This window comes from Aliidiomarina indica, from assembly GCF_015354615.1.
In the GTDB taxonomy this organism is placed as follows: Bacteria; Pseudomonadota; Gammaproteobacteria; order Enterobacterales; family Alteromonadaceae; genus Aliidiomarina; species Aliidiomarina indica.
Map to the genome: position 1 here is coordinate 550,508 of NZ_JACAVQ010000001.1, position 13,537 is coordinate 564,044.

Here is a 13,537-nt window from a genome sequence, read left to right on the forward strand (position 1 = left end):
CTTCAACTCATATTAGCGTCAAGTTTTCAATCTTCGGGTTGCCACGGCATGGCGATACTCACCACGCAACCCGAGGGCATATTAGCAGACAGATTAAAGGAGTACTGCTTACCATACAAGGCTTTCAAGCGTTCTTCTGTATTTGCTAAGCCAACACCAGAGCCGCGCACCTTCACCCGAGCCGGATCAAAGGGTTGTGGACCATTATCCGCAATAGTGATCTTGAGCATGTCACCCTCTACAAAGGCATGGATATCTATGGTGCCGGTTGTCTCCGTTCGTGCAATCGCGTATTTAATCGCGTTTTCGATTAACGGCTGCAGCAATAAGCTCGGTACCAGCCCTTTTAAGGCCTGTTCGGAAGCATCAACATTGATTTCTAAGCGATCCCCAAAGCGTACTTTTTCAATATCTAAATACAACATGACCGCATCAATTTCTTTCTTAAGCGTAATCCGCTTGATCGGTTCGTTATCCAGGGAAAAACGTAAAAATCGACTCAGCTTGGTCATCATCTGGTTTGCTGCTTTCGTTTCATTCACCAGAATGAGTGTTGAAATAGCATTGAGGGTATTAAACAAAAAGTGCGGATTGAGTTGATAGCGCAGCATTTTAAGCTGTGATTGGTGCGCCATAGACACCGCTGTTAACGCCTTTTGGCGTTCATCTTGCAGCAATTGATAGTACTTAATAACAAAGTACAAAACGCTCCACGTCAGCATAATATAGAATTTCGCGACGCTGTGTTGGAAGTAAAACAGGAGATTATTCGGGCGATAGCCGAACTTATAAATTTCCCAGTGCGTGAGGTTGTCTATAACGGCCCAAATTGCAGCGGCAAAATAGGAAATCGCTACCACAACAATCACATGGACTATAGGTGGCGCGTTCCAAATCGCTCGATAAATGTAACGCATGGGAACCGTCAGCAAAAAGCCAGCGTAGGCGCCGAGTAAGATGATAACGAGAAAGATATCGCGCATTTCATGCATTAGGGAGCCCATGTACTGCACTAAGGCATACCCTAACCAGCCTGCTATTTGCAGAGCCCAGAACATTTTGTTGCGATCTTCAAAGTATGAACGCCAATTCAAACAGCTACCCACCCACGAACTTATTACAATTTATTAACAATGATACGTGACTAATCGGCAACATGCTCGCGCATTAGTCGAGGGATGCAGACGCTTGGTCGCACTCCGTGATAAACTCAGGATGGAATCAACTTAGCCATGGAGAACCTATGTCCACTGCCGTTCCCGCCGTTGTCGCTTACGAAATCACACCGGATCTTGCGCATCATTACTTCCATGTCACCATGCGCATTCCCGCTGCTACAACAAATACGTTGTTGCTACGCTTGCCTGCATGGTTACCTGGCAGTTATATGATACGTGATTTTGCGAAGCATGTAGTTGCCTTTTCGGCAACCGGCACTGAAGGTGCGCTCGACAGCGAACGTCCGGATAAAAACAGCTGGTTGGTGCATAGTGATGGTGGCGAAGTGGTGATAAGGTACACCGTATATGCATTCGATTTATCGGTGCGCACCAGCTACCTTGCTGAAGAATTTGGTTTCTTTAACCCCAGCGCCCTGTGCTTAGAAGCGGTCAACCACAACCAATCCCAGCATCAGATCACGCTCAATAATCTGCCAAGCCAATGGCAAGTTCGAACCGGGATGAACGCGAGTCATGCAAATCACACGTATAGCGCGGAATCCTACGAGGTTCTGATTGATTTTCCATTCTTGCTCGGGGAGCTCACCGTCGTCGAGTTCTCAGCAAAGGGCATATCGCACGCCTTGGTTCTTACCCAACCCCATTTTGCTGATACAGACGCCCTCTCTCGAGATTTAAAGCGCATATGTGAAGCCCAGCTTGAATTATTTAGCGACGATGGAACACCCCCACCATTTGACAACTACCAGTTTCTTACCATGGTTGTAGGTGATGGTTTTGGTGGTTTAGAACATCGCAATTCAACGGCGCTGTTATGCAGCCGTCACACCTTAGAGCCTGGTTCTGAGCAACAACCAGAAGACGACTACCTCACATTTTTAAGCTTATGTAGCCATGAGTATTTTCATAGCTGGAACATTAAATCATTACGGCCACAAGAGTTTCATCCGTACCAACTTCAGCAAGAGCAATACACAGAGCAGCTTTGGTTTTATGAAGGCATGACCTCCTATTATGACGACTGGATGGTGTACCGTTCAGGAGCCATGACGCAACAAAGTTTTCTTAATCGGTTAAGCCAGTCCTTAACTCGCGCACTTCGGGGAAAAGGTCCGCAACGACAAAGTATCGCCGAATCGAGCCAACTGGCGTGGACTACGTTCTATCAGCAAAATGAGAACGCCGCGAATGCCATTGCGAGTTACTACAGTAAAGGCGCAGTGGTGGCATTAATGGCCGACCTCTATGTACGCAGCAAGCATCCCGAAAAAAGCCTCGATGACATTATGCGCCTTGCCTACCGCAACCATCGCCATCAGGGCACCACACTGAACGATTTATTCAGTGTCTTTGCAGAGGTAGGCGGCAAACCTTTAGAGGAAATTGTAAAGCGAGCGGTGCTGACAACGGAGGCTATCGACCTCTCCCCGTTATTTGCTGAAGTTGGCATTGAATGGTTACCCACATCGGTGGACCCCTTTAGTCAACAACCTACCTTGACGTCCAGCCGAGAGGCTTCGGTTAGTTTTGGCGCCGCGCTGCAAGAAACAGCACAGGGTGTGATGGTGCAACGAGTATGGGAAGATAGCCCCGCGGCAAAAGCAGGCCTTGCGAAAGGGGATCGTTTGGTTGCTATTGATCACATTGAAGCTTCGCGGGCTAATATCATGCGCGCGTTTCAGCGCTACCAACCTGGCACAACAGCAACCTTACATTACTTTCGACGGGACACATTGGTAACCCGTCCATTGCAATGGCAGGCTCCGGTCGCGGATGGCTATCGATTGGCTATTCGCGACCAAGAAAAAGCGCGCGTATGGCTCTCGTAGCCAACGCGCGCTCGTATATTTACTCAAGGTATTCGGGCCTACTTGCTAGGTGCAAGCAAGCCCTTGGCAACCCTAGTACGTTTTAATCGCCATGATGCTCGAGCAGTAACCAAGGATCCACGCGGACCCCACGCCAATTCATGCGCCAGTCTAGATGTGGGCCTGTGGCTCGGCCAGTAGCTCCAATCTCACCGATGAGCTCGCCTTGCTCAACGAATTGACCTTCTTCAACGTGAATCGCATGCAAGTGTAGAAAGCTTGAGAACACTTCATGGCCATGGTCGATAATAATCGTCCCACCGGACAACACCATATCAGGTGCGGTTAAGCGTACTTCGCCGGCCGCAGGCGCATATACTGCCGTGCCCGTAGGCGCTGCAATATCTAAGCCCCAATGAATAGCACCAGGAACACCGTTCAAAATGCGTTGACTGCCATAAACACCCGTCACGCGCCCTTGCGCCGGCCATTCAAAGTCACCAGCAAACGCAAAGTAATCACTATCCACATTACGTGCCGCACCAATTCGGACGTTATCAGCACGAATGCGTTCTTGGGTTTCAGGATCAGGCGTTACCGTTTGTTGCGGCAATCCATCCACCCGCTGAATATCAAACTCGCGACTGCTTACAGCAAATTCCTGAGACCAGCGCTCACCGTTGGCACCTTGAATCTGTAGTCGTGCAGGACCTTCCTCATCGCGACCAATGCCAAACACAAAATGACCATAAGGGCCAACTTTTACCCCATCGCCATTATATGTAATACGTGCATCTGGACTAGTACGGCCAACAATCAGGCCTCCTTGCACAAACTCACCTTTCAGTTCCGGTTCTACCGCCACTGCGTTTGACGCCAACATCAAAAAACTTACGCAGATAGCGGCAACTGCAATACCTATTCCTTTACGCATAACCAATTGCTCCTTTGCCCACACCTTCAAATGCAATAACACGCACTTGCGGTGCAGAGCCATACTCAGAATCGTTTAATGAATCTTTAATTTCTTGAGCGATGTACTCAGCGATGCATTCAACCGTCGTATCCTTTTCCATCACTTCGTTTTCTTCGGCAGGCAAAAGTAACTCAAACACACCCTGCTCTGCCACATAACTGTAGCACACATGCTGCGGGCCAATAGCTTTCGCCGCCAACGGGCTTAACGTCAGTTTTTCTTGGCTAGTCAAATCCTCGCGGGTACCCACGTAAATATCTTCCCAGCGTCGACTCCAGCGCTGTTCCCAAGCCGGACTGCGCATACCATCGATGAATACTTGAATTGCCGAGCGGTGACCATGGGCAATGCGCTGGCAGTTCCCATCATGCTTCTTTAATCCGTGGGTATAATGATAGTAGAAACCTGAAATATCTTCGCTCCGCAAGGTCAGCGTAATGCCCTGCACATTGGTGGGTAGCTCGCGCTTAATCGCCGCTTGCAAGTAACGGATGGTTTCAGTCATATCGATCTGGACCGCATCGATAAACGCGTATGCATCAGACGGACAATACAAATGAACGCTCCGCTCAGGCCGCATAAAATCTACCCAGTAATGGGTTTCATTGGCATGGGGCGTCACCTGGGTATAGGGATGTTCGGTCGGTATCAACAGCTTATGATCAACCGATTGATCAATAATGGCTTTCACTTGCTTTTTAACGCGACCAAAATCTAACACCATCGACTGGTCATTCAGGGACCCATCTAACAGGATATCGACAATCCAACTTTCTCCCACGATGCCTCGTTCTGGGCACAAGTAGGAAAAATCGATGACGGTAAGGTCGTTTACAAATAACTGCATGAAAAAGCCTGTAATTTAAAAATAGAAATCATCGCCATTATAGCGGACTCACGCTAGCTTCCACCACTGAAACAGCAGGTTTGCTGCCAATAACCACAAGATAAGGCCCATGACCCGATCAAACCAATACCCTTTCGCCAACAATAACTCCCGAATCTTGGTTTTTCCGAGTAAAAGCGACAGTGTGGCAAACCATGCGAAAGTAGCTATTGCCAAGTACACACCATAGCCCGCTTTTACCGCAATGGGCGTTGCCGGCGAAATAATTGAGGTAAACAACGCCAAGAAGAACATGGTGGCTTTAATATTCAAGCCATTGGTAAGAAAACCAATCCCTACGGCCCGGCGCACACTGATGGTTGCCACCGCGAGGGTTCGATTCGGCCCCTTATCTGCGCTTCCGTTCATGGGCGCGGAACGCATAGCGCCATATCCCAAATAGAAGAAGTACAAGGCCGCTGTGAGCAATAACAATGAATATAGCCACGGGGTTGTACTAATGATGATGGCTAAACCCAATACCGAATAGGTTACATGAATGAGGATTCCTAATGCGATCCCAAGACTTACCCATACCGCCACTCTTGCACCGTAGCGCACGCTATACCGGCTCACCACCGCGAAATCAGGTCCTGGGCTTGCCACGGCGACGGCGTGCGCAATAGCCATCGCAACGAATTCGGCGAGGTAGCGTGAACTAAAAAGCGCTTCCAACATAACTTAATGCTCCAGGAGTGTTGAATTCATTGAAATATTGCAAAACTCTAAAATATAAATTAAGGTGATTTAAACTCAAAGCATGATGAGCATTATGAAAAATAATAATTTCCCTTCGCTAAACGCATTGCGGGTCTTCGAAGCAGTATCTCGACTAGGTAGCTTTAAATCGGCCGCCGCGGAACTCGCCGTGACACAATCTGCCATTAGCCGGCAAATCACTGCCCTTGAAGAGCAGCTGGGTATTCGTCTCATCCAGCGAGATAATCGTGTTCATGCGCTGACACCTGCAGGTGACGCACTTGCCCCCGAGCTATCACGGGTATTTCGCCAGATCGAACGTTTAGTCAAACGTACCATGAAAAATGGTGAACATGCGCGCCGAACACTTACCTTAGGTATCAGCAGTGAGCTGTTACGTTGGTGGTTAGGTCCAGTACTTGATGAGTTTAACCAACTCTACCCTCATCTGGAACTCCATTGTGTACAAGTTCCTGAATATTTAAGCCGTCAGAACGAAGGCGCGTTAAGTCATGAGCTGTTGCACGGGGAGCTCGATGCCCTTCTGACCTTTTCAGCGCCAGCACAAAAAGCCATATCAAACTGGAAGCTCACCGATACCAAATTAATTTTAGTGCGCCCAGAAAGCTTGCCGGTGCCCACGGAAGATACCTTGCCCAACTATAAGTATGTCGCGGTCAATACCAATAAAGATTGGGACCGTTGGGTTCGCGAGCATGATACCAAGGTGCCCGCGGAACATATTCAGTTGGTCAACAATACCAGTATGGCGGTCGAGTTAGCACAATATACTGATCGTTTGATGCTATTACCTGACTGTTATCAACGGGCTGCCACTCAAAGCGGCTTAATCCATGTGGAAGGCTTTGATCTAAGCGGTCGCCAAGGCTTGCACTTATCGGTTCGTCGAGAGAGTCAAAAAGAAATGGCCATCGTCGCTTTAGTGAATTGGATGCGACATGTGGCAGACATTCAGAAGAAATAATAGGGACATTGCTGCTTTTACAACCAAGCTAATGCACTGATGATCGGCAAATTAGTCAAAAAACAGACAAACAGTCGGATTTTCAAAATTTCTTGTTGACTGAGAAGCCCGTGCAGGTAGAATGGCGAGCCACTGGAGCACGGCTCCGGAAGTGTTAAAGCAGTGCGGGAATAGCTCAGTTGGTAGAGCACAACCTTGCCAAGGTTGGGGTCGCGAGTTCGAGTCTCGTTTCCCGCTCCACGTTTTAACCCGCCGGCGGGTTGGCAGAATGGCTATGCAGCGGATTGCAAATCCGTGGATCTCGGTTCGACTCCGGGACCCGCCTCCAGTTTCTTTACACAGCATGTGTAAATCAGAATGTGTTTCTAAAAACATATTCTTCGCAGAAGTAGTGCCTACTAGGTTAGCCCGGGTGGTGAAATTGGTAGACACAAGGGATTTAAAATCCCTCGACTTAACGGTCGTGCCGGTTCGAGTCCGGCCCCGGGCACCATTTCTGCGCCATCCCCTACTCTAAATCCCAAGTCCCTGATAAGAGCTTCCCTGATAAAGTATGCTCTGTGTGTCCTGCAGCTATAACCTGTATATTAGGTTTTGTTACGCAAAAAAAAGAGCGTTCGAAGAACGCCCCTTTCTATCTGTCAATCACTGCCTGTCGCTATGAATTAGCTATCGTGGGTTAAATCTGCCCAAGCCGCAGTAAGATACACGTACATCGACCAAAGCGTTAAAATAGCTGCGATGTAAATAGCGATCGTGGCAACCCCCATAACAAACACATTAGCACTCCAGAGTAAGCCGGTAAGCGCAATCATTTGCATCACAGTTTTCACTTTCCCCAAAGACGACACGGCAACACTTTCACGTTTGCCAATTTCCGCCATCCATTCCCGTAAGGCGGAAATAATCAGTTCTCTACTAATGATGATGAGCGCGGGAATTGTGATCCACAGGGTATTATGAAACTCGACAACGACGATAAGGGCTGCAGCCACCATAATTTTATCGGCCACCGGATCGAGAAACTCACCAAACTTTGTGTGTTGCTCAAATTTGCGTGCAATATAGCCATCAAGGGCATCGGTAATGGCGGCAAGCACAAATATCAACGCTGCATAAAAGTGAGCATTTTCGATCGGAAGATAGAACACTGCCAAAAACACCGGAATTAATAGAATCCGGAACGACGTTAAAATATTAGGAATGCTCCACATAGTTTTTCTCTTCTTCTTCACCGCGATATTCGCTGGGTTCATTGGTAATCTAGGATTGAGCAGCTGCGACAATGTTATTCATCACGAAGCGCATAATAGATAGTTTCCGCCAAGGAACGACTGATTCCAGGAACATTGGCAAGCTGCTCTATACTAGCGCTTTTCACCTGCTGTAATCCACCAAGATATTTTAATAAATTTTGCCGACGTTTCGCGCCTACCGCTGGAATTTCTTCCAGAGTCGAGGTTTTCTTTACTTTTGCTCGACGTTGTCGATGTCCGGTAATCGCGAAGCGATGTGCTTCATCCCGAATATGTTGAATTAAGTGCAAACCGGCGTCATCCGCAGGTAATTGCACGGTGCGCCGACTGAAACCAAAGATTAAGGTCTCTAACCCAGGTTTGCGACTTTCGCCCTTAGCCACACCTAACAAAATGGGTGGGTGTGGCCAATCTTGGAAGTATGCTTCGGCTTGGGTTAATTGCCCTTTGCCGCCATCAATCAAAAGCACATCCGGCACGTTGTCGCGCTCAATGGCCTGTTTATAACGTCGAGAGAGCGCTTGTGCCATCGCCGCGTAATCATCACCACCGACGATACCTTCTATATTATAGCGGCGATATTCTGACTTATTCGGGCCTTCTTGATTAAATACAACACAGGAAGCGACCGTCTGATCACCCATGGTGTGCGAGATATCGAAACACTCAATACGCATCACCGGTTCATTACGCTCGAGTAATCGATATAAGGCCTGCAACCTACTTTGCATGGTTGACTGGGTGCCCAATTTCGATTGCACCGCATTCATTGCATTCTTTGTTGCGAGCGCTCGGTACTGATAGCGCTCGCCGCGCTTTGGTTGCAATACCCGTACATTCGAATCAGACACACTTTTTAGCTGTTCGTTAAATTGACTGCGGTTTTCAAGGCTGTCTGGAACCACTATTTCCGCTGGAGAACGCTGGCCGTGTTGACGGTTGAGATAATACTGCAATAGGAAGGATTCAATAATTTCTGAATCTTGGGTATGTTGCGGTACCTTCGGAAAGTAGTTACGGCTGCCCTGCACCGCGTTCTGTCGTATCGACAACATGTGAATACAGGTGAAGCCCGATTCACGATACAAGCCAATGACATCCATTTCATGATGACTACCACTGACCGCATTCCGCTCTTGCACCGCCCGTAACGCCCCGATTTGATCACGGAGCTGCGCTGCGCGCTCGAACTCTAGCCCAGCGCTTGCGCTTTCCATAGCAGCGATCAGTTGCTCCACGACCTCATTGTTCTTTCCCCGTAAGAACAGCTTGGCAAGGCGTACTTGCTCCATATAGGCTTCGTCACTGGGCAAATTGACACAGGGAGCCAAGCAGCGCTTCATCTGATGCTGCAAACACGGACGACTGCGCGCACGGTAGTAACTATCATCGCACTGACGCACCGGGAAGAGTTTCTGCAGCAATCGTAAGCTTTCTCGCACCGCCGTCCCGTTTGGAAATGGGCCAAAGTATTCACCCTTCTCCCTGCGCACCCCGCGGTGAAAAGCGATACGTGGATGTTGATGATCGGAAATAAAAATATAGGGATAGGATTTATCGTCCCGCAAAAGCACGTTGTAACGAGGACGATATTTTTTAATAAAGCTATTTTCCAAAATCAAAGCTTCCGCTTCGCTATTGGTTACAGTCACTTCAATTCTTGCGATTTGCTTCACTAACGCTTGGGTTTTTACCGAATCTACTTGGCTTCGAAAATAGCTCCCCACCCGTTTCCGCAAATCTTTCGCTTTTCCCACGTAAATAACGTCACCGGCGTCATCGTACATACGATACACACCCGGTTGATGTGTCAGGTTTTGCAGAAATTCAGACGCGTTAAACGGTGTCGGTTTTAATTGAGAAGCCATGCAAAAATGGAGTCTGCTTTATCCTATGAGTCATAGAATAAGAGTACCAGACCACCAAACAATTGTCTTGCAGTGCGCGGCCTTATGGCTGATAGTCCTGGCTTGTTGTATCCGCAACTAATTGAGCAACCCGTTCCGTAACAAGCGGTTGTGGTGGTTGTGGATACATCGCAAGCCGTTTTAGCAATGACGGTGTGAGTAAACCGTGTTGATAGGCCAGGTGCGCCAGTTGCACATCCCCTTCAACATGGAGCTTACGAAACAATCGATAACGAAACGTATTTACAGTTTTCCGTGAAATAAATAACCGCGTGGCAATTTCCGGTACCGTAAGGCCGGTTGCGATCAATTGGAATATTTGACTCTCACGCCGACTGAGGCCACTGAACAGAGGATGTATCTCGTTCAGCTTGCGGTAACGCTTGGTTGCCTCGTTAAGCAACGACGGTACATACGTGGATCCCATAGTCACTGTTCGTACCGCTTTCTCAATCTCATCAATTTCGCTGTGGGATAGCAAAAAACCATCGATGGCTTTTTCATGTAAACGTAAATCCATGGCATGGCTGAGATTGTCGCACCATGCCAGAATACGAAAGCGCTTATGTTGTTGCTTTAAGCTCCGTGCAAGCGCCCGTAATGACACATCGGCGTTCCCCTCATCAAATATCAGGACCGGCACTGTGTAAGGTTGCGCAGCGTTTAATAGATCATTGCGATGATGACTGGCAGTCACCACGTTATGGCGTAATTTACTCAGTTCGCTAAGTAATCCAGCTTGTCGAATCCGAGACCGTAAAGCGAGAATAATGTCGCTCATGATATCCATCCTTAGTCTAATCATGGTTGTATACTTCACTCCTCCGTTGTACCTCCTGTAAACAACGGACCATATTAATCGCTTATGCACGGGAATATGTGCAAGCCTAATTCAACTTGAATTCACATCGAGTGTGGGGATCTTAATGGGGAACTACGACAAACCGCATATACTTAACGATATAAGAGCAATCATCGAATCGCTTATATTATAGGGGTTTCACAGCCGCCGACGTACGCAAATGACTTATCATTAAATTCCGCCAAATCAATCAATTACAGAATAAAACGAAGAGAACCGGCAGAAACAAATGGTTATTTTTTAACCACCTGCCGTTTCCTGAAGTGTACTATGGATAAACAAATCGATCGCCCGTTGCCGTTCTAACGAATCTTGGAATTGCATCCCCGGTAATGCACTCCAGCGTGGATGTTTACGCGCGGTTTTCACTAAGGCTTGAAATGCCTGCTCAGGAAATAAGTCGGTCAACTCCGCTGTGGAAATTGGTTCTACTGCAGCATGTCCACGCCGTTGCAGCGCTTTAATTAAGCCTAGTTGTCGTTTTGCCAATAGTTCGAGCACGGAGTTTTCAATGCGAATCACAACATAGCCCTGGAGTTTATTCTGTATCGGCTGCCCATAGCGTTGCCACCCTTGCCAAATTCCGCCTGCGGCTGCGCCAATCAAGGTACCGGCACCGAGCGACAAGCCGCCCGTCATAATATCTAACCCGGCTCCTGCCGTGCCCCCGGCCACAATGCCTTTACTCGCCTCAATACCAAACTCTTTTAGCGAATCAGGATGGAATAAATCGTCTTGCCATTGACCTGCCCGCACTGGCACGTCCGCTAAGCGGGCGTCATCTGAACGAAATCCGTATATCTGCAATACATGCAACAGGCAGCTTTGCTCGTGACGTACAACGCGTCGTTGCAATTCAGTTGTCGCTCTTTCCACCTCAGAGGCTAAGGCGCTGTTTACCTGCTTCTGAGCTGCAGCAACATCAATAATTAGCTCTGCAAGCCAACGCAGGGCCGCCAATTCCCGTTGTTCTCGCTCCCGTGTCCGTTCTTGGGTTAACACCTTCAATGCGGATCGTGCTTGCGGTAAAACAGCTACGAGGTGGTCGTACAGTTGGGTTTCACCATGCTCAGGCGGTGATACGGTATCAAACGAAACCCAGCCATGCAGATTGACCTGAGCAAACGCCGCTTGCCAGGCATCCGTATGATGCGCTGCCGCCGCGGTAAAATTCAACACAGGAACAATGGGTCGGCCACACAAGCGCAACACCGCAAGCTCATCCAAATACTTATTGAGCACGGGATCCCGCACATCCACGACATAGAAAGCGGCATCGCTGACAAGCAACTGCCGAAGTACTTTGGCTTCTTGCTCAAATTCCTGTCCTGCTTCTGCACTTTCTAAGAAATGTTTGATTCTGCTAGGGCCATCATGTTTGCTCACCCCCTGCACATGTTCTTCCAGCCAAGCAAACAACCCCATCCCATCTTCCAGTCCAGGGGTGTCAAACAACGTAATCAAGGGTTTACCTTGGCTGCTAATCGTTGCAGCGCGAACATCGCGAGTGGTTGCCGGCCGATCAGAAATATGGCCGAAGCCAACGTCTTGCAATAACGTACGCAATAACGAGGTTTTACCGGTGTTGGTATGACCAACAACGGCGATTTGCAGTGGGCGCTCCTGCTCATAACTACTCATCACTTACTTCCTCGAATGGAATATTGCTTTCACGTAGCGCTTCTCGCCACGCCTCAATGCGTTCGGGCGCACGGTTTTGCAAAACAAGTGCCACATGGATAGATGTCGCATTGGCAATATCGGTAAGCGTGCGCAGGCTTCCTCTATCGGGGCTAATGGCGCTATCCACACGGATGCAAACGTGTTTTGCCCCAATCCCAGTGATATGCCCCAGAAATTGTCGTTTAGTCTCTACGCTATCGATAACACCCCAATAGTTGTCGTGCTGTTGCAGTTTATCGGCCGCTGTCGCGTGGTCTAAAGACACAACCGCATCCACTGACTCAAATTGAGCCTGACGCCCAGCAACCGGATGCGCGATGTGATCCGGTGCAGGATCAACAACCACCGTCGCGCGCTGACGTAAACGCTGCGCTAAATGGCTTAAACCTACCCGCTGCGGGTCCGTCTGCAATTTCTTAACCCGCGCTCGCAAAAGAAGCGCGCTGCCCCACCACAACAAGAAGCGTGGTAAGACACTGTATAATGCAATCACCGCCAACAACCAGATCCCTATGCTTTGGCGATCCGTGATGGCGACCCCTTCTACGAACACAGGCCGACTTACGCCAAGTAACTCCGGCATCCAAGCGAATATCCCAAGCAAGGCCCTTTGAACGTCGCTCGATAAAATCGTGGTTTCCCAATGAAAGCTATAGCCTTTTGAAATAAGCAGCACATAAGTGCATAGCAGCGTACCCAGGCTAAAGACAAACCAAAGGCCATGGGTGAAGCGACTGAAATAGGCAAAGCTCATACGGCCGTAAATTAGGGTATGAATAAAGCCTTCAATCACGATGGCAATGGGCTTATCTCGTTTCAACCATGACCCGATATGAAACAACCAAGATCCCACGCCTGCCGCTTCGTTAGAACCGCGGTAAATTTGACGCGCAGCGGCGATCAGCCAGATGAGCAACATCAACCAGTTAAGGCCGATCATTAAAATAATCAGGGTAAATAAATTTATCGAACTGCCTGCTAACAATCGTCCCGCTAACCCTACTCCCGCTAAGAACATAAATAGAACCATAATCGCAGCGACCATGCGCAAAGAAGCAAACATGCGCGCGATCAGTACTGGGTATCCTAAGGGGTCGGCTAAAATACGGGCGCGTTCGTCAATTTGTTGATGCAATTCATCATGCTGCTGGGCTTGAGCAACCGCATCGTGATCATCAATAGCTGGCTCCCCCCTTTCATGGGCGCGCAGCTCATGCAAACGCATCACTTCGGTGGTTAACGCGTTACGCATCGAATCAAATTGCTGCATAGGTTGGCCCTGTCAGTATAAAAT

Annotated in this window: 11 protein-coding genes and 3 tRNA genes; 5 read left to right on the plus strand and 9 right to left on the minus strand. The window is 48.6% G+C overall.

Annotation, left to right across the window (positions count from 1 at the left end; genetic code table 11):
* Positions 1–26: 26 nt before the first annotated feature.
* Positions 27–1,094, minus strand: coding sequence for a sensor histidine kinase (locus HXZ99_RS02465; protein WP_194755678.1), 1,068 nt, complete (start codon positions 1,092–1,094; stop codon positions 27–29).
* Between the two features lie 149 nt (positions 1,095–1,243).
* Between HXZ99_RS02465 and HXZ99_RS02470 the strand changes: the two genes are divergently transcribed.
* Complete coding sequence (locus HXZ99_RS02470; protein WP_194755679.1) at positions 1,244–3,010, plus strand: M61 family metallopeptidase; 1,767 nt, start codon at positions 1,244–1,246, stop codon at positions 3,008–3,010.
* 82 nt (positions 3,011–3,092) lie between these two features.
* On the opposite strand, the gene HXZ99_RS02475 is transcribed toward HXZ99_RS02470, so the two are convergent.
* The 3 genes from HXZ99_RS02475 to HXZ99_RS02485 are packed head-to-tail and all read right to left on the minus strand — an operon-like array spanning position 3,093 to position 5,529.
* Positions 3,093–3,923, minus strand: coding sequence for a M23 family metallopeptidase (locus HXZ99_RS02475; RefSeq protein WP_228517508.1), 831 nt, complete (start codon positions 3,921–3,923; stop codon positions 3,093–3,095).
* Complete coding sequence (locus HXZ99_RS02480) at positions 3,916–4,812, minus strand: 6-carboxytetrahydropterin synthase (protein WP_194755681.1); 897 nt, start codon at positions 4,810–4,812, stop codon at positions 3,916–3,918. The genes HXZ99_RS02475 and HXZ99_RS02480 overlap by 8 nt, the downstream gene beginning before the upstream one ends.
* Before the next feature lie 48 nt (positions 4,813–4,860).
* Positions 4,861–5,529 (minus strand): LysE family translocator, encoded by a 669-nt coding sequence (locus tag HXZ99_RS02485; RefSeq protein WP_194755682.1) that lies wholly within the window; start codon positions 5,527–5,529, stop codon positions 4,861–4,863.
* A 94-nt stretch (positions 5,530–5,623) separates the two neighbouring features.
* Between HXZ99_RS02485 and HXZ99_RS02490 the strand changes: the two genes are divergently transcribed.
* The 4 genes from HXZ99_RS02490 (at position 5,624) to HXZ99_RS02505 (ending at position 7,028) form a co-directional block, all read left to right on the plus strand.
* Positions 5,624–6,535, plus strand: a complete 912-nt coding sequence (locus HXZ99_RS02490; RefSeq protein WP_194755683.1) for a LysR family transcriptional regulator — start codon at positions 5,624–5,626, stop codon at positions 6,533–6,535.
* A gap of 164 nt (positions 6,536–6,699) precedes the next feature.
* Positions 6,700–6,775: transfer RNA gene (locus HXZ99_RS02495), tRNA-Gly, on the plus strand.
* A gap of 14 nt (positions 6,776–6,789) precedes the next feature.
* Positions 6,790–6,863, plus strand: a tRNA-Cys gene (locus tag HXZ99_RS02500).
* Positions 6,864–6,941: 78 nt separating this feature from the next.
* Positions 6,942–7,028: transfer RNA gene (locus HXZ99_RS02505), tRNA-Leu, on the plus strand.
* A 172-nt stretch (positions 7,029–7,200) separates the two neighbouring features.
* Here HXZ99_RS02505 and pgsA read toward each other — a convergent pair.
* The 5 genes from pgsA to HXZ99_RS02530 all read right to left on the minus strand — a co-directional run bounded on the left by pgsA (position 7,201) and on the right by HXZ99_RS02530 (position 13,513).
* Positions 7,201–7,749 (minus strand): CDP-diacylglycerol--glycerol-3-phosphate 3-phosphatidyltransferase, encoded by a 549-nt coding sequence (gene pgsA, locus HXZ99_RS02510; protein WP_194755684.1) that lies wholly within the window; start codon positions 7,747–7,749, stop codon positions 7,201–7,203.
* A 74-nt stretch (positions 7,750–7,823) separates the two neighbouring features.
* Positions 7,824–9,659 (minus strand): excinuclease ABC subunit UvrC, encoded by a 1,836-nt coding sequence (gene uvrC, locus HXZ99_RS02515; protein WP_194755685.1) that lies wholly within the window; start codon positions 9,657–9,659, stop codon positions 7,824–7,826.
* 82 nt (positions 9,660–9,741) lie between these two features.
* The gene (locus HXZ99_RS02520) at positions 9,742–10,479 is read right to left on the minus strand and encodes a LuxR C-terminal-related transcriptional regulator (protein WP_194755686.1); all 738 of its coding nucleotides are present in this window, start codon (positions 10,477–10,479) and stop codon (positions 9,742–9,744) included.
* A gap of 321 nt (positions 10,480–10,800) precedes the next feature.
* Positions 10,801–12,201, minus strand: a complete 1,401-nt coding sequence (locus HXZ99_RS02525) for a GTPase/DUF3482 domain-containing protein (RefSeq protein ID WP_194755687.1) — start codon at positions 12,199–12,201, stop codon at positions 10,801–10,803.
* A complete protein-coding gene (locus tag HXZ99_RS02530; protein ID WP_194755688.1) occupies positions 12,194–13,513 on the minus strand; it encodes a DUF2868 domain-containing protein in 1,320 nt (439 codons plus the stop codon). Before HXZ99_RS02530 ends, HXZ99_RS02525 begins: the two co-directional genes overlap by 8 nt.
* Positions 13,514–13,537: the final 24 nt, after the last annotated feature.

What these genes read in the sequence shown, in the direction of transcription:
- HXZ99_RS02470 (WP_194755679.1), top strand. Translation starts at nt 1,244, where the DNA reads ATGTCCACTGCCGTTCCCGCCGTTGTCGCTTACGAAATCACACCGGAT.
- HXZ99_RS02475 (WP_228517508.1), bottom strand. Translation starts at nt 3,923, where the DNA reads ATGCGTAAAGGAATAGGTATTGCAGTTGCCGCTATCTGCGTAAGTTTT.
- uvrC (WP_194755685.1), bottom strand. Translation starts at nt 9,659, where the DNA reads ATGGCTTCTCAATTAAAACCGACACCGTTTAACGCGTCTGAATTTCTG.
- HXZ99_RS02530 (WP_194755688.1), bottom strand. Translation starts at nt 13,513, where the DNA reads ATGCAGCAATTTGATTCGATGCGTAACGCGTTAACCACCGAAGTGATG.
- HXZ99_RS02520 (WP_194755686.1), bottom strand. Translation starts at nt 10,479, where the DNA reads ATGAGCGACATTATTCTCGCTTTACGGTCTCGGATTCGACAAGCTGGA.
- HXZ99_RS02525 (WP_194755687.1), bottom strand. Translation starts at nt 12,201, where the DNA reads ATGAGTAGTTATGAGCAGGAGCGCCCACTGCAAATCGCCGTTGTTGGT.
- HXZ99_RS02490 (WP_194755683.1), top strand. Translation starts at nt 5,624, where the DNA reads ATGAAAAATAATAATTTCCCTTCGCTAAACGCATTGCGGGTCTTCGAA.
- HXZ99_RS02480 (WP_194755681.1), bottom strand. Translation starts at nt 4,812, where the DNA reads ATGCAGTTATTTGTAAACGACCTTACCGTCATCGATTTTTCCTACTTG.
- pgsA (WP_194755684.1), bottom strand. Translation starts at nt 7,749, where the DNA reads ATGTGGAGCATTCCTAATATTTTAACGTCGTTCCGGATTCTATTAATT.
- HXZ99_RS02485 (WP_194755682.1), bottom strand. Translation starts at nt 5,529, where the DNA reads ATGTTGGAAGCGCTTTTTAGTTCACGCTACCTCGCCGAATTCGTTGCG.